Source organism: Mesorhizobium sp. M4B.F.Ca.ET.089.01.1.1, from assembly GCF_004022605.1.
Taxonomy (GTDB): domain Bacteria; phylum Pseudomonadota; class Alphaproteobacteria; order Rhizobiales; family Rhizobiaceae; genus Mesorhizobium; species Mesorhizobium abyssinicae.
On the sequence record NZ_RZOS01000092.1, the window covers coordinates 1 to 16,521 of the forward strand.

Here is a 16,521-nt window from a genome sequence, read left to right on the forward strand (position 1 = left end):
CTCCCCCACAAGGTGGGAGATTAGCAGCTTCCACGCCTTGCCCCTCGCCTCCCAAGCCCCATTTCCATCCGCCTAGCGTCCAGCAATTGGAGCCCGACGCCTCATGAATGACCAATCGACCATCAGCCCCACCACCCTCTCCATCCATCTCACCATCAACGGAAGCGACCACGCGCTCGACATCGAGCCGCGCGTCACCCTGCTCGACGCGCTGCGCGATCGTCTCCATCTCACCGGCACCAAGAAGGGCTGCGACCAGGGCCAGTGCGGCGCCTGCACCGTGCATATCGACGGCGAGCGCGTGCTGGCCTGCCTGACGCTCGCCGCGCAAGTCGCGGGCCGTTCCGTCACCACCATCGAAGGACTGGCGGGCGAAGACGGCACGCTCAACGCCGTCCAGGCAGCCTTCCTCGAGCAGGACGCCTTCCAGTGCGGCTATTGCACGCCCGGCCAGATCATGTCGGCGGTGGCCTGCATCCGCGAAGGCCATGCCGGCTCCGACGAAGAAATCCGCGAATACATGGCCGGCAATCTCTGCCGCTGCGGCGCTTATCCGCACATCGTCGCCGCCGTTCGCCATGCAGCAGAGGGGCTCCGCTCATGAGAGACTTTTCCTACCTTCGCGCCGACAGCGTGGAAGCTGCACGCAACGCCGCCGCCCTTCCCGGCGCCATGCTGCTCGCCGGCGGCACGACGCTGGTCGACCTCGCCAAATGCGGCGTCGCCGAACCTTCCGCTGTCATCGACATCTGCCATATCAAGGGGCTCGACGCCATCGATGTCAGCGCCGGCCGCGCCGTGATCGGCGCGCTGGCGAAAATGAGCCATGTCGCCGACCATGCCGAGATCAAGGGCCGCTTCCCGGCCGTGTCGGAAGCACTCTGGCAGGCGGCCTCGGCGCAGCTGCGCAACATGGCGACCATCGGCGGCAATCTGATGCAGCGTACGCGCTGCCCCTATTTCCGCGACCCCGCTAATTATTCCGCCTGCAACAAGCGCGCACCGGGCAGCGGCTGCTCGGCGATTGGCGGGGTGACGCGCGGCCATGCCGTGCTCGGCACCAGCGAGGCCTGCATCGCCACCTATCCGGGCGATCTCGCCATCGCGCTCGTTGCCTTCGACGCCGAGGTCCATCTCGGCGAGAGGCGGCTCAAGGTCGAGGACTTCTTCCTGGCGCCGGGCGCCACTGCCGAACGTGAGCACGACATCCGCCCCGGCGAGGTGATCACGGCTATCGAGATTCCCGGCTCTGCCGCAGCCAGGCGCTCGACCTATCTCAAGGTCCGCGACCGCCAGTCCTATGAGTTCGCGGCGGCGAGTGCCGCCGTCGGGCTGGAACTCGAAGGCGATGGCCGCACCATCCGCGACATCCGCGTCGCGCTCGGCGGCGTCGCCACGAAGCCCTGGCGTGCGCGTGCAGTCGAAGACGCGCTCAAAGGCAAGACGTTCGACGAGGCCACAGTCCGCAAGGCCAGCGAACTCGCCATGGAGGGCGCCGTCGACCATGGCGCCAACCACTACAAGATCGAGCTCGCGCCGCGCGTCGTCGCCAGAGCCATCCTCAAATTGGGAGAGACGGCATGACCGTTCATGAGATGAAACACGCCGCCTCCGACAGCGCGCGCCTCGAAGCGGTCGGCGGTCGGCTGTCGCGCGTCGACGGCCCGGCCAAGATCACCGGCGCGGCCCACTACGCCGTCGAGCAGCAGCTCGAAGGGCTGGCGCATGCGGTGATGGTGGAAAGCACCGTCGCCGCCGGCACGGTCCTCTCGGTCGACACGCGCGCGGCCGAGACCGCGCCCGGCGTGCTTCTGGTGCTGACGCCGGACACCATCATACCGCTGAGGACAGCGTCGGACTGGTTCGGCACGCCACCGCCCGACGTCCCCTATTGCCCGCTCGCCCGCGTGGTCACCTATTCCGGCCAGCATGTCGCTGCGGTGGTGGCCGAGACCTTCGAGCAGGCAGTCGCGGCCGCCGCCCTCGTCAAGGTGACCTATGACGAGACGCCGGCCATCGTCGACCTCAGCGACCCCAAGGCGGGCGACGGCATCCCGATCGAGGCGATGACCAAGGAGTGGGGCGACGCCCAAGCCGCCTTTGCCGCTTCGCCGGTGCGCGTCTGCGCCGCCTACAACACGCCGCGCGAGTTCCAGGCGGCGATGGAACCGCATGGGCTGATCGCGCGCTGGCAGAGCGAGGCGCTCACCATCTGGGAGCCCAGCCAGTGGCTCGACGGCATGGCGCGCACCTATGCCGAATGGTTCGCGATCCCGTTCGAGAACGTGCGGCTGGTCTCGCCCTATATTGGCGGCGGCTTCGGCTCGAAGGCGCTCGCCTTGGCGCACAGCGCGGTAGCGGCGGCCTCGGCAAAGATGCTGGGACGGCCGGTCAAGCTGATGCTGACCCGGCCGCAGAATTTTACCTCCTATGGCGGCCGCGCCGCGACAAGGCAGACCGTGGCGATCGGCGCCGATCGCGATGGCATGATCCAGTCGATCGTGCATCGCGGCGTCAACGAGACGGCGGTCGACGGCATGTGGGTCGAGCCGCTCGGCTCCGTCACCTCGATCATGTACGCCACGCCCAATTTCTCCTCGAAGCAGAATGTCGTGCGGGTCAACACCGTGGTGCCGGGAGCCAAACGGGCGCCGGGCGAAAACCCCAGCGCCTTCGGCATCGAGAGCGCGATCGACGAGCTCGCCCATGAGCTCGGTATCGATCCGCTGGAGATCCGGCTGCGCAATTACGCCGAGGAAGACCCGCACGCCCGGAAGGCATGGTCGACACGCCAGTTGCGCGAGGCCTTCGCGGCCGGCGCGGAAGCCTTCGGCTGGGCGAAGCGTTCGCCCGCGCCGCGCTCGATGCGCGACGGCCATCACCTGATCGGCTGGGGCGTCGCGGCCGGCACCTATCCGGTGCGGCGCGCCCATGGCGAGGCGGTGGTGAACATTCTCGCCGACGGTTCGGTCGAGGTCGAAAGCTCCTCCATCGACATGGGCCAGGGCACCTACACGATCCTGGCGCAGACGGCGGCCGAGACGCTAGGCGTGCCGGTGGAACAGGTGTCGGTGAAGCTGGGAGATTCCCACTTCGCTCGCGCCGGCGTTGCAGGTGGCTCCAGGCTTGCCGGTGTCATGACCGGCGCCGTCTACAAGGCGGCCAGCCAGGCGCTCGACGAGCTGATCGGGCTGGCGATCGCCGATCCGCGCTCGCCCTTCCATGCGCTGCAGGCGAACACGCTGGTGGTCAGGGACGGCCGCATCGCCTCGCCGCGCGGCGAAGGGCCGGAGCTGTCGATCGCCGAGCTATTGTCCGCCGTCGGTCGCGAGAAGATCGAGGCCAAGGGCGACACCATGCCGGCGACCACGACAGCGGAGGAGCGCTACAAGAACTACACCACCATCGCCATGTCGATCCCACACACCGAGGGCGACTATTCGCGCCATTCCTGGTGCGCGCATTTCGTCGAGGTCCGCGTCGACGAGGATTTCGGCACGGTGCGGGTGTCGCGCGTGGTGTCGGCGCTGGATTCAGGCCGGCTCTACAACCCGAAGCTGGCGGAGAGCCAGTGGAAGGGCGGCATCATCATGGGCATCGGCCAGGCGCTGCTGGAAGAAGGCTTGGTCGACCGCCGCCACGGCCGCATCGTCAACGGCAACCTCGCCGACTACATGATCCCGACCAATGCCGACATTCCGGATATCCAGACGATCTCGGTCGGCATTCCCGACCCGCATTCGTCAGCGCTCGGCGGCAAGGGCGTCGGCGAGCTCGGCATCGTCGGCGTCGCGCCGGCGATCGCCAACGCGGTGTTCCATGCGACGGGGAAGCGGGTAAGGGATTTGCCGATCACGCTGGAGAAATTGATCTGAGGCACCCCCCTCTGCCCTGCCGGGCATCTCCCCCGGGGGAGATTGGCGGTTTCAGCGCCGGCGCGCACCCTCGCAGCGTTCGAATTGGCGAAGGCGGCGGAGCGAATAATCTCCCCTTGAGGAGGAGATGGCCGGCAGGCCAGAGGGGGGTGCTGTCCCGCCCGCGTTTTGGTAAGTTCCGCTATCCCGGAATGTCCCAGTTCGATCGTGTCAGCACATCGGCGGGTGGAAGGATCTCTTCGGGATTGAGGTCCCGGCGCTGGATCTCATCGGCGACAAACTCCTCACGCGGCGCCCACGCCCCACCAATGCCGATTTCCAACGGGATCTTGTCCGGCGTCAGACATTGCGAATGGTCGACATCAACCGTGCGCGGCGCCATGTCGAACCACTCGCATGCCTCGCCGAGGACACTGTCCGTGCGACCGATGCTCTCGGGGATGACGTCGCGGCCAAGGAGAATAGACAACATATCTCCTGGCCGACATTTCTGGCACAGGAAGAGATCCTCGAACGCGCCGCCCTTGGCGGCCCTGAAGGACAGTTCCTGCCCTGTCCGAGCGTTGCGGATGCTTAGGTATCTCCGCCCATCCGGATAGGCAGCTTCATCATAGATCCACGGATCATGCCGCCGCATGACTCTGACCGCACCTTTCCAATGCATGCGCATGGCGAAATCCGGCTGCCGCTTGACACCCGTTGCGGCCGGCTGGTCGTCGAAGTGCAGCCATTGGGCGACGTCAAGCAGCTTGGCAGGGAGCGCGACCTCCTCGGCGGACACAGGCCGGCGTTCGAGTTTGACGAGCGTTGACTGACGAAACGGCGAACCGTTCACAAACACCTCGGTGGCAATCTCGATACCATCGGCTGTCACGCAACTCAGCCATTTCAGGCCGGGTTCTGACCTGTCTGGATCACGCCGCTGGATTTCTCGTACAGCGCATCGCTCGCTACCGTGCGTCTGGGTCTGTCCGGTTTCGATTACCCCGCGAATCCTCTCATAGGATGTCGATGTCTCACGACTTATCGAAACAGGCGAATAGCCTGTCTGCGAATCCCCGCGCAAAGTGACTGATATCTGCTTTGCCGGATTTCCATAGGTTGTGGCTTGCATTTCTTCGACACGGACCCAGCCGCCATGATGCGTGACTATCCTCGTATGGGCTGCAGTCGGTCCTACCAATGGCTGGATCGTCATGGTCGCGACATAGTCGGGGACATCAGCGGAGGGCGAATAGGGGAGGTTGTCGTCCGCCCGCGCCATGGAGCTGGCGAGAACAAGACCCACCATGATCGAAAATCTCATCATGACTCTCCCCCCGGGCCACGCCCTTGCAGCCAGCAGGATTTCCAGTAACAGCGGCTATTTTGCGACGGTCAGGCGGCGCGATCGGAGAAGGTGATTTGGGAGGTCGCGCGAGGCACGCCCATCTGCTCTGCCGGGCATCTCCCCCTCAAGGGGGGAGATTATTCGCTCCGCCGCCTTCGCAATTTCGAACGCTGCGAGGGTGCGCGCTGGCGCTGAAACCGCCATCTCCCCCCTTGAGGGGGAGATGGCCGGCAGGCCAGAGGGGGGTGCTGTCCCGCCAGCGTTTCAGCAAATCACAGCTTCACATAGCGAGATCAGGCACTCGCCAGCAAGTTCGCATCCCGCGCTAGCCGCCAGCGTCCGTCGCCTTCCTTGCGCAGCAGCGTGAGCGTGTAGCCGGAGCGCCGCACCGGCTCGCCGCCCGGTGGCGGCGCCGTCATGTCGATGCGGTTGCGGATATAGGCCCAGTCGCCGAGCAGCTTGAGTTCGACGATCTCGCTCGAGCCATCGATCTTCTCGCCCATGCCTTTGAAGGCGGCAGCGAAGGCTGCCTTGCCGAACGGTTCCTTGGCGGGAACCATGAAGATGACGTCGTCGGTCATCAGCGAGAGCACGGTCTCCAGATCGCCCTTGCGGCTTGCCGCCATCCAGGTCTCGACCACCTGCCGGATCGCGCTTTCGTCGTCGGTCATTGGGTTGTCTCCCTAATGCATCCGTGAGTAGGTGGTGCACCTGTTGCCAATGGCAATGAGCGCCTGCGGGGGGAGATGGCCGCGAGGCCGGAGGGGGCGCGAAGGATCGCGGCAATATTCCAGCTTGTGTTCGTCGCCCCAGGCTGATGCCGGGCGCTTCAAGTTCGAGCGCTCCCCCGCGGCGGAAACGCCCGGCGCGGGGGGGGTGTTCGGCGGATCAGAACTTGTAGCTGAGTCCGACCCGAATATCGTGAGTCTGGAGATCGACGTGCGTTTCGGTGGTAAAGCCATTCACCGCCGAGAGAGCCTTGCTGCCGAAGTCGGAGTAGCGATATTCGACCCGAGCGATCCACCTGTCGGAGAGGGCGTGTTCAACGCCGCCTCCAACCGTCCAGCCAACATGCGTCTCTTCACGATATGGCTGGTCACCGCCGAAGCCGCCGGTGGTCACGAGCACTTGATACCTGGCCGCGGCCACGCCGGCAGTGATGTAGGGCAAGGTCCGGTCGTAGGCGTAACCAGCCCGCAGCCGCGCAGAGCCTGACCATTTGACCTCGCCCTTGACCAAGGCGCCACCGCCGCTGCCGAAGGCCGTCTGTCCATCCACGGCAGTGTACATCAGGTCGGCTTCGGCGCCGAGTACGAAGCGGCTGGCCATTTCACGATTGAGGCCGATATGGATGCCCCCTATGAAGCCGTTCGGATCGATAGGACTGTTGAGATCGCCGCCGCCGCTGGTGACCAGGTGGTCAGAGCTTCCGACTGCGTAACCGACGTCGACGCCGGCATAGGAGCCAGACCAGTCGTAGGCAGCCTGCCCCTCATTGGTGTCCGCCGCTGATGCCAAGCCGGCAGGCGCGAGGATGAAGGCTGTCGCGAGAAGAATCGGTTTCATCGTGTCTGCTGCCTCATAATGTTGCGCCCTCCGTTTCGGAAAGGCCGCAGAGGGGCTCCGTTCGGTTCTGCAGATCAGAACTTGTAGCTGAGGCCGACCCGTAAATTGTGCGTCTTGAGATCGACGTTCGAAACCGTGCCAGGACCAAAAAGCGGCACCGAGAGATCCTTTTTACCGAAGTCGGCGTAGCGATATTCGACGCTGGCGATCCACTTGTCAGTGAAGGCGTGGTCAACGCCAGCTCCAACCGTCCAGCCAAGATGGGTTTCGTCGTGGACTGGTATTGTACCGCCGGGGCCGTTGGTGATCACGCTCACTTCATACTTGGCGGCGGCCACGCCGGCAGTGATGTAGGGCAAGGTCCGATCGAAAGCATAGCCAGCCCGCAGCCGCGCCGAACCCGACCACTTGAGTTCGGTGTTGAGCAGCGCGCCGGCGCCTGCGAAGGTGCTCACCCTATCTACATTGCTGTATGCGAGGTCGGCCTCGGCGCCGAGCACGAAGCGGTTCGCCATTTCCTGGTTGACGCCGATATGGACGCCGCCAACAAAGCCGGTCGGATCGAGGGGCGCGTTGACGTCGGTGCCCCCAAGGCCAGCGCCGGCAATGAAGAGATTGGATTTTCCGGCTGCATAACCGACGTCGACGCCGGCATAGAGGCCGGACCAGTCGTAGGCGGCGGCAACGGGCGAGGTTTCATTGATGTCCGCCGCGCATGCCATGCCGACAGGCGCGAGGATGAAGGCTGCCGCGAGAAGAATGGTTTTCATTGTCAGTCTGATGCCCCAGAAATGCTACGTTCCCCGCCGCCGAAATGCTTCGCGGGGATTCAGCTGTTGTCGACGTCCCGGTGTTGCATTGTCGGGCGGCGCGCGTCTTGGGCTGGGCCGCACTGGAATTGTCCTGGAACGCACCCCGTCACTTTCCGAACCAGTGTGGCAGATCAGCCGCAGCCGGCCGGCTACGTCGATTCGGGACCTGCGAGAGGGGCGCCCATGTCCGAAATGAGTTTGACGAGATCGGCCTGGCGCCGCGTGCCGGTCTTGGCAAAGATCCGGTTGAGGTGGGTCTTCAGGGTATTCTCGCCGATGCCGAGCGCAACCGCGCTCCTGGGGGCGGACAAACCGCTGCCGATCCTGAGCAGGACCCGCGCCTCCGCTGGCGTCAGGTCGAACAGCGTGGTGAGAACGGCTTCCGGCAATGGCGAGGCGGACGTCGTCGTCGACACGAAGACGGCGGCACAGGCGGGCCGGAAAGCCGCGCGCGCGGTGCCTTCGGTCAACGGCAACACATAAGCAACGGCGGGCGGCTGGCCCGGCGCCGAAATGGGCAGGCCGATGCCGCGCGAACCAAGCGAGGCATCCGCGCGCGCGGCACTGGCGATCGCTTCCTGCAGGGCAAGAGCCACCGCCGGATTCTGCGCCTGCAGGAGGCCATTCCTCGAACGAATGGGACCTTCCACCGAAAGCATCTGCTGGGCAGCCTCATTGGCATGCAGGATTGCCCCACTGGCGCCAGTAAGCACGACAGGCACGGCCAGATGGTCGAGCGCCTGACGATAGAGACTGGCAGTCACGCGGGCCTGATCGAGCAGGTCGCCAATCAGGGACGCACGGCGCAGATGCGGCGACAGCAAGGCCATGAAACGCTGCTCCTCGACGGATATGATCCCCCTGCCGGCCCGCGTGGTGCAACCCATGAGGCCGATCCGGTCCGGTGTGTGAACGAATTTGATGATGCAGCCTTCGCGCAATCCCTGCGGCTTGGCCCAATTCTGATAAAACGGCGTCTGCTGGAGTTCGGCTTCGCTGATATGCGATAGCGTCGCGACGGGCGTGTCGATATCGCCGACGACCGCCGCCTTCAGCCCGGGAATTGCGTCAAAGTCATAATCCTCCTGCAGCACGCGCATCCGCTCGGCATCCCAGGGCGACCGAGCGGCGAAGCGACCGTGATTGTCGGCAGTGCTGGCAAGCGCGATGGTGCTGTACGCCGCATCCATGGTTTCGGTGATCCGGATCATGACCCCGGTCCAGCCGTCCGGATTGAGCACGCAATCGTAGATATCGCCGACAATCGAACCCAGAATTTCGCTGCTCAGCCTTTCCACCGTTTCTCCTGCACCCCAGCATGCCCGCCATGATGGATGGCGGGCAAAGAATGAAACCAGCAACATTTTGACGGCGGCTCGGCGCAAGGACGCCGATCCGCCTGGAGGATTTTGCTGGCGTCATACTTTCGGGTGACGCCAAGCGTGATTGGGCTCGATTAAGGGGTTCAATCGGCTGAACGCCAAGCCATCAATGTTGCTGGTTATTCCTGGAATGGAAAGCGTCGCGTTCGATTTTTTGAGACTGCGGGTTTAGCGGGGGCGCTTCCTTTGCCACGAAAGACGGTGTTTTCATCGGCTGATTTGCCGGAGCATCTTGGCGCCTATGAGGGATTGCACAGGATTACCTACAATTCCAGCGACCTGATCGGCGGCGAACAAATCCAGAAGGAGCAATGGATCTCATCGCTGACATCCGGTTACGCCCGTCTGCGTGCCGATCCGGCCATCGGCAGATCGTTCGAAGGCGAGCTCAGGATTGTTCGCGCTAGCGACGTTTCGGTGGGCACGATCCACGGCACTGTCAAATCGATATCGAGAACCACTGAAGACATTGCTGCTCAGAGCACCAACAATGTCGTGTTGCTTCTCAATGCCGGACACTCCCCGCTCAGCGTCGACCAGGCGGGAAGGAGCGTCGATCTGAGTCCAGGCGCGTCCGTTCTTGTCGAGCAGAGCGCTCCCTCAATCATCCGAGTGAGCGACGGGCAATGCGGCCTGACCGCCGTGCAGACCGATCGCGAACGCGTGCGTCAGCGATATGCAGGGTTTGAGGATCGCCTGATGACCGTCGTGTCGAGCTCCATGATGATCAACGCCCTTGTTCGTGCCTATGTCGGCGTTCTGGCCGATGAGAAAGAAGCCGAGTCTCAACTGACCATGCAGTTCGTGGCCGATCATATTGCCGATCTGATCGCCGCCACCGCTTCCATCGCCGCACCGGTGACGGCGCACGACAATGCGGACGCGCGAGGTCTACGTGCGGTACGGACGCAAGCGATTCTGACTAAAATTCGCGGTGGCTTCACCGATCCGGAAATCTCCGCGCAAGGTGTCGCAAAAGAGCTCGGCCTGTCGGCGCGCTATGTCCAGGATCTGCTCCAGGAAACAGGCATCAGCTTCTCCGAGCGTGTTCTCGAACTACGCCTGCAGAGAGCGCACAAGATGCTCTCGCAACGGCACAACGACGCCATGCGCGTCAGCGAAATCGCGCTGATAAATGGCTTCAGCGATGTGTCCTACTTCAATCGCTGTTTCCGCCGCCGCTTCGGCTACACGCCATCGAGCGCGAGATAGATCCGGACATCGGCGCCGGGGAAGAAGGTGATTTAGAGGTCGGCGCGAGGCCCCCCTCACTTCCCCTGCCCCTTCAAAAACTGCCCGAGCAGATCGACCGGCAGCGGGAAGACCACCGTCGACGAGCGCTCGCCGGCGATGTCGTGCAGGGCCTCGAAATAGCGCAGCTGCATGGCTTGCGGCTCGGCCGCCAGCATGCGGCCGGCTTCGACCAGTTTCGCCGCCGCCTGCTGCTCGCCGTCGGCGTTGATCACCTTGGCGCGGCGCAGGCGTTCGGCTTCGGCTTGCTTGGCGATGGCGCGGACCATGCTCTCGTTCAAATCGACATGCTTGATCTCGACATTGGAAACCTTGATGCCCCAGGCATCGGTACGCTGGTCGAGGATCTCCTGGATGTCGTTGTTAAGCTTGTCGCGCTCGGCCAGCATCTCGTCGAGTTCGTGCTTGCCGAGCACCGAGCGCAGCGTGGTCTGCGCCAGCTGGTTGGTGGCGGCCATGAAATCCTCGACCTGGATGATCGCCCGCTCGGCGTCGACGATGCGGAAATAGAGCACGGCGTTGACCTTCACCGAGACATTGTCGCGCGAGATCACGTCCTGCGGCGGCACGTCCTGCACCACAACGCGCAGGTCTACCCGCACCATTTGCTGGATGAAGGGGACGAGGATGATGAGGCCGGGACCCTTGACCGCCGTGAAGCGGCCGAGCGTAAAGACCACGCCGCGCTCATATTCCCTCAGGATGCGGATGGCGGCCGCAAGGAACATGATCACGGCCACCGCAACGACCAGATAGGCCACGTAACCGACCATCATCTTATTGCTCCGTTGTTGTTCGCGTCGCGGCGGCGCAGCGTCAGCACGAGGTCGCCGACGTCAGTCACCTCGACGCTGTCGCCGGGCGCGACGGGCTCGTCGGCCCTCGCCCGCCAGCGCTCCCCTAAGGCCAGCACATGGCCCTCGCCGTCCTGCCAGTCGAGGATCTCGACGGGCAGGCCGCGCATGGCCTCGCCGCCGACGCGCGGCGGGCTTTTGCGCGCCGCCCAGACATAGGTTCCGGCGAGCAGTGCCAACCCCAGCGTCAGCGCGGCAGCGGGGCCGATGACGGCCCACGACATGGCAAAGCCCGGACCCTCGACCTTGAGCAGCACGGCGGAGCCCAGCAGGAATGCGGCGACGCCCCCCAGCCCGAGCACCACGGTGGGATTGAACGCCTCGACGGCAAGGAACGCGATGCCGAGCAGCATCAGCGCCAGGCCCGCATAGTTGATCGGCAACAGATTGAGCGCATAGAGGCCGAGCACCAGGCAGATGGTGCCGATGACGCCGGGGGCTACCGCACCCGGGCTGGTGAATTCGAAGATGATGCCATAGACGCCGACCAGCATCAGGATCACGGCGACGTTCGGATCGGTGATGACGGCGAGTAGCCGGATGAACCAGCCCGGCTCCAACGTCTCGACCGGTAGGCCGTCGGTCGCCAGCACCTGCTTTTTACCGGCGACGTCGACGGTGCGCCCGTCGGCCAGTTGCAAGAGCTCGGTGGTGTCGCGGGCGACGAAGTCGATGACATGTTCCTGCAGCGCAGCGCTGGCCGAAAGGCTCGCCGCCTCGCGCACCGCCTTCTCGCCCCAGTCGCCATTGCGGCCGCGCATTTCGGCGAGCGAGCGGATCAGCGCAACCGCGTCATTGGTCACCTTGGCCATCATCGCGTCGCCGGCCGGCCGCCCGGTGGCGTCCTTCTGGTCCTTGTCCTTCTCGCCGCCCGGAAGCGACGGCAGCCCGCCGAGCTCGACCGGCGTCGCTGCGCCGAGATTGGTGCCGGGCGCCATCGCCGCGACATGGGTGGCGTAGAGGATGTAGGTGCCGGCGCTGGCCGCGTGGCCGCCGGCCGGCGCGACATAGCCGATGACCGGCACCGGCGAGGCCAGGATGTCGGCGATCATCTCGCGCATCGAGGTGACCAGCCCGCCCGGCGTGTTCAGTTGCAGGATGAGGACCGCTGCGTCGCGCTTGGCGGCGGTGTCGAGCGCCTCCTCGAGCTGCCTGGTGCTGGCCGGCCCGATGGCGCCGTCTATGGCGACGCTCAGCGCCACCTTCCCGCTCCCGGTCGAGGAGAAGGGAGAAACGACAGCCGCGGCCAAAAGAGCAGCGGCAAGAAGGGCCACCCGCGCGAAGATCACGCTCAAAGCTCCATGGTGAAGATATGGGTTGTATCTTGGTGAAGTCCAATGAGGGCATGTGGCGGGGGAGATCGGCTGTCACTGCCCTTAGCCAATCTCGGTGCTGCCACTCCATCAATTGCCCTGTATGATCCTGCCGCTACGAGTGTCTCGATGGGGGGAAATCATGCGAAGCGTATTGGCGGCATTCATCGTCTTGGGCGCACTGCAAGCCACGCAGCCGGCCAATGCCGCATCCTGCGGCTGGAGCGCGAAGATGGAGGAGGACGAAGGCGGCAGCGTGCTGACGGCCTCGGTGTGCGGCGGGCCGAATGGCGGCGCGCATCTGATGCTGACCTGTTTCGGCAAGCCGACGCTGAGCTACGATCTCGGCGAGGCCGGTCCGCAGCTCGAGCCCGGCATAAAGGCCTCGTTCGCGTTCAAGGCCGGCGGCAAGACGGTGACGAAGACGCTCGTGCTCGAGGCGATGTACAATTACTTCACCGCGCAATTCGGCAGCGCCGACCCGCTGCTCGCATTGCTGCGCGGCAAGGGCGAGGTCATTGTCACGTCCGACAAATATGGCGAGAACAGTTTTTCGCTCGCCGGATCGAGCGCGGCGATCGGCAAGGTGCTGGCCGAATGCGGCAAGGCTTCGTCCGGGGACGCGGACTGAAGGTGGCGAGAGGCCGAGAACAAGCCTCAGGCCGCGCGGCAGCGAAGCTGCCATCTCCCCCTCGAGGCCCGTGAGGGGGGATTGCGCCAAGGAGCGCGGACGCTACCGATCGACGCTCGCCGCACCCCGAACCGACTTGCGGTTTTCGTCGCAATTTCCCTGAAGTTTCGCCGGGGCATCACGATCTCCAGTCTGGCGCCAACTATCCTCGGCCTTGCTGTCACAGTGACAGTTCGAGACGGAGATCAAGGCCATGACCACGATCGTTTCCTTCTTCATCGGCGCCACCGCCGACAACCGGCGTCAGAACCGGCGCCAGGCCTCCCCTTCCCGGCTCTACCGACTCGCTTGCGCCGCGACATCGGCGCTGTTGTGGCTGCCGCGTTTCTGGAAGACGCGCGGCGAGCTTGCAGTGCTCGCCGCCATGAGCGAATGCGAACGCCGCGATATCGGCCTCACCGTCTTCGACGTCGAGAACGCGCTGACGCTGCCTGTCGACCGCGACCCGACCGAGGTGCTTGCGAAGGTCGTGGAGGACCGCCGCCAACGCCGCGAATTCTGAGCGCGATGCTCCAGGGCCGGGCGCCGGCGATCCAATCACTCCGGCAGGCCGGCCTCGCGCAGGCCGGCGGCGATGCGTTCAGTCGTGCCCGCGTCGAAGGGCGAGGCGTCGCCAACCCTGGCAATGGTGAGGCCCGGGTAGGTCTCCATGAGCCTGCGGCAAGCGTGCCGTGCCTCGTCCTTGCGACCGGCATGAACCAGCGCCGTGACCAGCAGGCGCAGTCCCCACCAGGTGCCCGGCTGCTGGCTAAGGCCGCGCTGCGTCAGCGCCACCGCCTCGTCATAGCGCGCGGCGACGAAATGCGCGGCGCCGATGCCGATCTCGGCCATGTAACCCATCGGGTCGCGCGGGCTCAGCCGTTCGAAATGCTCGAACTTCTCGATCGCCGCCTCGGGCCGTTCGCGATAGACGTCCAGCCAGGCGCTGCGCAGCCAGGCCCAGGCGGAATTCGGATCGAGCGCACGCGCCCGCGCCAGATGCATGTCGGCGACATCGTAGTCGCGGGCAAAGGAATGCGCCGCGCCGAGCACGGCAAGGACCATCGGATCGTCGCCGGAGAGCGCCGCCCCCTTCTGCGCCAGGCGCAGGCCCTCTTCCCGAGAAGCGGCGGGCGTTTCGGTCCAGCGGTAGCCGGCGCGCTGCAGATGGCACCAGGCAAGCAGCGAAAGCGCCAGCGGATAGTCCGGCTCGATCGCGATCGCACGTTCAAGCAGCGTGCCGGCCCCCTGGTTCTGCGCGCGCTCGAGCGACCAGGTGAGCGGAAAGGCGCGCAACACGTAGTCGTAGGCGGCGAGGCTTTCCGGCCGCTTGCGCCGCGAACGCTCGATCTCGGCCGACAGGATGGAGGGCTGGATGGCGCCGACGACACTCTCCGCAAGCCGGTCCTGCAGGTCGAACACATCGGCCATGGTGCCGTCGTAGCGGTCGGCCCAGATCGTCTTGCCGGAACCGGAGTCGATGAGTTGTCCGGTGAGGCGGATATGATCGCCGGCCTTGCGGACGCTGCCAGTCAGGACGTAGCGCACGCCGAGTTCGGCTCCGGCCCGTTTCACACCGTCGGCCTCGCCCTTGTAGGCGAAGCTCGAATTGCGGGCGATGACGAACAGCCAGCGCATGCGCGACAGCGCCGTGGTGATCTCGTCGACCATGCCGTCGGCAAAATAGTCTTGCGCCGGGTCGCCGCTGAGGTTCTCGAAGGGCAGCACCGCGATCGACGGCCTGTCGTCGGCGGTCCCCTCCCCGGTCGCGGTGGCGACCCGATCCTCGAGGCGGCGCACGCGCTCTTCGTCGATCACATAGCCGCGCCGCAGCACGGTGCGGATCAAGCCATCGGCCTCGGCGCCGAGCGCCTTGCGGATGTCCTTCATGCATTGGGTGAGCGAATCGTCGGAAACGGCGACGTTCGGCCAGACCGCATTGACCAGCTCGTCCTTGCCGATGACGCGGCCGGCATTTTCCAGCAGGTAGGTAAGCAGCGAAAGCGACTTGGCGCGCAGGTCGACGTCGAGCCCGCCCCTCTGCAGCCTGCCCCTGTGCAGATCGAGCCTGTGGCCGGAGAATTCGAACGTCGTCATGTCGCCCCTCGAGGAGACGTCAACCAATTCGATCCGCGCGACGGCTAGCGATCGATCAAAGCCCTCGCATGCTCGAAGACATCATGCCTGTCCCCCGACATCAAGGCTTTCGCCCACTGAAGATGGCGTGGCCGGCGAAGAGCCAAGCGCAGTCGACTTCGGTGAAGCCCGCTTGCGCAAGCCAGGAAAGCTGCTCGGCCAGCGAGGACGGTTTGTCGATCGGCTCGCCGTCCGGGTTACGGAAATAGTTCCAGCCCAGGCGATTGAATTCGGCGAAGGCGGCGAGATCGCCGTCGATCGCCAGCGCCCGCGTGCGCACCGCCTCGTCCCATTGCCGTGCGGCGATGTCGAGCCCGCTTGCGGTTGGCGGGCGCACGATGTCGGCCACCACCAGCACGCCGCCGGGCTTGAGCGCCGCCGCCAGATCGGCAAACAGCTCCTGCTTCTGCCGGCCGTCGAGATGATGGATTGCGAGCGAGGAGACGACCGCATGCGGCGGTTCGGCAAAGCGCCGCCAGTCGCGCTGCGCCAGCTCGAACGCGGCGGTGGTCAGGCGCCCAGCTTGGTCGCGGCAGGTGGCCCGCGTCTGCTCCAGCATTTGCGCCGAGCCGTCGAGCGCCAGAACATGGCAGTCGGGAAAGCGCTCCAGCAGCGCGCGGCTGAGCAGCCCCTCGCCTGGGCACAGCTCGACCAGCAGGTTGCCCGGTGCGGGTTGCGGAATGAGGTCCGCGATGATCCCGATCTGGCGTTCGCGTTCCGGCACGAAATAACGCCCGTTGTCCAGAAAGCCGCGAGAATGGTTCTCGTCCCAATGTGCCGTGCCTTGCGCCTGCGCCATGTTGCACCCTTTCCTCTTCGACCCAGTCTGCACGGCACCCGCCCGGCCGTCGTGATGGCAGGCTGAAATTCGGCTGAGATTGGCGGGACGGAAGCTGCATGGCGGCCGAAGCGCGACGGCGGCGATACGCAATACCCAAGGCGAGGCGGCAAGCGATGCAAGCCGCCCGGCCATCGCGCCCCCGGGCTTCGGTTGCGTTGCTGTGCATCGTCTTGCCCTGGCGCGCCATGACGCAATTCACACAGGCGAACCGGCAGAATCGCCGCCCGCCCAAATACACCCAAAAAAAGTCAGGTTGATAATGCTGGGCGGAAAAAGTCCAGCCGGCGAAAGGCAAGCCGATTCAAGCGCATAGGCGGGGGCTGCCGCATCGGCAACAGGGGCGGTCGAAAAGCCCGAAAAACCGGCTTTTGCTGGCCTTCAAGGACAGCAAGGACGCGATCGCGCGGGTCTGCGGCAACGGTCCGCCAGGGTCAAAAACCGGCGTTCGGGCGCCCGGCTGGCGGCGTTGACAGGCGACGCCGCCGCTGGAT

At 65.1% G+C, this 16,521-nt stretch carries 15 protein-coding genes; 6 read left to right on the forward strand and 9 right to left on the reverse strand.

Annotation, left to right across the window (positions count from 1 at the left end):
* Positions 1-103: 103 nt before the first annotated feature.
* Genes EN780_RS11840 through EN780_RS11850 form a run of 3 tightly spaced genes read left to right on the forward strand, consistent with a single transcriptional unit; the run spans position 104 to position 3,875 of the window.
* Positions 104-604 (forward strand): (2Fe-2S)-binding protein, encoded by a 501-nt coding sequence (locus EN780_RS11840; RefSeq protein WP_189556499.1) that lies wholly within the window; start codon positions 104-106, stop codon positions 602-604.
* Complete coding sequence (locus tag EN780_RS11845) at positions 601-1,584, forward strand: xanthine dehydrogenase family protein subunit M (protein WP_128273892.1); 984 nt, start codon at positions 601-603, stop codon at positions 1,582-1,584. The genes EN780_RS11840 and EN780_RS11845 overlap by 4 nt, the downstream gene beginning before the upstream one ends.
* Entirely contained in the window at positions 1,581-3,875 is a 2,295-nt protein-coding gene (locus tag EN780_RS11850; RefSeq protein WP_128273894.1) for a xanthine dehydrogenase family protein molybdopterin-binding subunit, read from the forward strand. The genes EN780_RS11845 and EN780_RS11850 overlap by 4 nt, the downstream gene beginning before the upstream one ends.
* Positions 3,876-4,056: 181 nt before the next feature.
* Here EN780_RS11850 and EN780_RS11855 read toward each other — a convergent pair whose 3' ends face one another.
* The 5 genes from EN780_RS11855 to EN780_RS11875 form a co-directional block, all read right to left on the reverse strand.
* The gene (locus tag EN780_RS11855; RefSeq protein ID WP_245499934.1) at positions 4,057-5,181 is read right to left on the reverse strand and encodes a hypothetical protein; all 1,125 of its coding nucleotides are present in this window, start codon (positions 5,179-5,181) and stop codon (positions 4,057-4,059) included.
* Positions 5,182-5,498: 317 nt separating this feature from the next.
* Positions 5,499-5,876: an SgcJ/EcaC family oxidoreductase gene (locus tag EN780_RS11860; protein ID WP_127287072.1), complete on the reverse strand. Its 378-nt coding sequence runs from the start codon at positions 5,874-5,876 to the stop codon at positions 5,499-5,501.
* A gap of 217 nt (positions 5,877-6,093) precedes the next feature.
* On the reverse strand, positions 6,094-6,771 hold the full coding sequence (locus EN780_RS11865; RefSeq protein ID WP_127287073.1) for an outer membrane protein: 678 nt from the start codon (positions 6,769-6,771) through the stop codon (positions 6,094-6,096).
* A 74-nt stretch (positions 6,772-6,845) separates the two neighbouring features.
* Complete coding sequence (locus EN780_RS11870) at positions 6,846-7,541, reverse strand: outer membrane protein (protein WP_127287074.1); 696 nt, start codon at positions 7,539-7,541, stop codon at positions 6,846-6,848.
* Between the two features lie 191 nt (positions 7,542-7,732).
* Positions 7,733-8,881: a helix-turn-helix transcriptional regulator gene (locus tag EN780_RS11875; RefSeq protein ID WP_128273898.1), complete on the reverse strand. Its 1,149-nt coding sequence runs from the start codon at positions 8,879-8,881 to the stop codon at positions 7,733-7,735.
* A 285-nt stretch (positions 8,882-9,166) separates the two neighbouring features.
* Here EN780_RS11875 and EN780_RS11880 point away from each other — a divergent pair, with 285 nt between their 5' ends.
* On the forward strand, positions 9,167-10,177 hold the full coding sequence (locus EN780_RS11880; RefSeq protein ID WP_128273900.1) for an AraC family transcriptional regulator: 1,011 nt from the start codon (positions 9,167-9,169) through the stop codon (positions 10,175-10,177).
* Positions 10,178-10,233: 56 nt separating this feature from the next.
* On the opposite strand, the gene EN780_RS11885 is transcribed toward EN780_RS11880, so the two are convergent.
* Positions 10,234-10,992, reverse strand: a complete 759-nt coding sequence (locus tag EN780_RS11885; protein ID WP_127284425.1) for a slipin family protein — start codon at positions 10,990-10,992, stop codon at positions 10,234-10,236.
* The gene (locus EN780_RS11890) at positions 10,989-12,359 is read right to left on the reverse strand and encodes a nodulation protein NfeD (protein ID WP_128273902.1); all 1,371 of its coding nucleotides are present in this window, start codon (positions 12,357-12,359) and stop codon (positions 10,989-10,991) included. Before EN780_RS11890 ends, EN780_RS11885 begins: the two co-directional genes overlap by 4 nt.
* 166 nt (positions 12,360-12,525) lie before the next feature.
* Between EN780_RS11890 and EN780_RS11895 the strand changes: the two genes are divergently transcribed.
* Positions 12,526-13,014, forward strand: a complete 489-nt coding sequence (locus EN780_RS11895) for a hypothetical protein (RefSeq protein WP_245499935.1) — start codon at positions 12,526-12,528, stop codon at positions 13,012-13,014.
* Between the two features lie 253 nt (positions 13,015-13,267).
* Positions 13,268-13,576, forward strand: coding sequence for a hypothetical protein (locus EN780_RS11900; RefSeq protein ID WP_127310322.1), 309 nt, complete (start codon positions 13,268-13,270; stop codon positions 13,574-13,576).
* 35 nt (positions 13,577-13,611) lie between these two features.
* Here the strand turns inward: EN780_RS11900 and EN780_RS11905 are convergent, their stop codons facing one another.
* Both EN780_RS11905 and EN780_RS11910 read right to left on the reverse strand, forming a co-directional pair.
* Positions 13,612-15,150 carry a winged helix-turn-helix domain-containing protein gene (locus tag EN780_RS11905; RefSeq protein WP_128273904.1) on the reverse strand — a complete coding sequence of 513 codons (1,539 nt, stop codon included), beginning with the start codon at positions 15,148-15,150 and terminating at the stop codon, positions 13,612-13,614.
* Between the two features lie 100 nt (positions 15,151-15,250).
* Complete coding sequence (locus EN780_RS11910; protein WP_187331173.1) at positions 15,251-15,988, reverse strand: class I SAM-dependent methyltransferase; 738 nt, start codon at positions 15,986-15,988, stop codon at positions 15,251-15,253.
* Positions 15,989-16,521 lie beyond the last annotated feature (533 nt).

Bases quoted from the DNA above. Each gene is read 5' to 3' on its own strand.
- EN780_RS11840 (WP_189556499.1), top strand. From the start codon at position 104: ATGAATGACCAATCGACCATCAGCCCCACCACCCTCTCCATCCATCTC.
- EN780_RS11845 (WP_128273892.1), top strand. From the start codon at position 601: ATGAGAGACTTTTCCTACCTTCGCGCCGACAGCGTGGAAGCTGCACGC.
- EN780_RS11850 (WP_128273894.1), top strand. From the start codon at position 1,581: ATGACCGTTCATGAGATGAAACACGCCGCCTCCGACAGCGCGCGCCTC.
- EN780_RS11855 (WP_245499934.1), bottom strand. From the start codon at position 5,181: ATGAGATTTTCGATCATGGTGGGTCTTGTTCTCGCCAGCTCCATGGCG.
- EN780_RS11860 (WP_127287072.1), bottom strand. From the start codon at position 5,876: ATGACCGACGACGAAAGCGCGATCCGGCAGGTGGTCGAGACCTGGATG.
- EN780_RS11865 (WP_127287073.1), bottom strand. From the start codon at position 6,771: ATGAAACCGATTCTTCTCGCGACAGCCTTCATCCTCGCGCCTGCCGGC.
- EN780_RS11870 (WP_127287074.1), bottom strand. From the start codon at position 7,541: ATGAAAACCATTCTTCTCGCGGCAGCCTTCATCCTCGCGCCTGTCGGC.
- EN780_RS11885 (WP_127284425.1), bottom strand. From the start codon at position 10,992: ATGATGGTCGGTTACGTGGCCTATCTGGTCGTTGCGGTGGCCGTGATC.
- EN780_RS11895 (WP_245499935.1), top strand. From the start codon at position 12,526: ATGCGAAGCGTATTGGCGGCATTCATCGTCTTGGGCGCACTGCAAGCC.
- EN780_RS11900 (WP_127310322.1), top strand. From the start codon at position 13,268: ATGACCACGATCGTTTCCTTCTTCATCGGCGCCACCGCCGACAACCGG.
- EN780_RS11905 (WP_128273904.1), bottom strand. From the start codon at position 15,150: ATGACGACGTTCGAATTCTCCGGCCACAGGCTCGATCTGCACAGGGGC.
- EN780_RS11910 (WP_187331173.1), bottom strand. From the start codon at position 15,988: ATGGCGCAGGCGCAAGGCACGGCACATTGGGACGAGAACCATTCTCGC.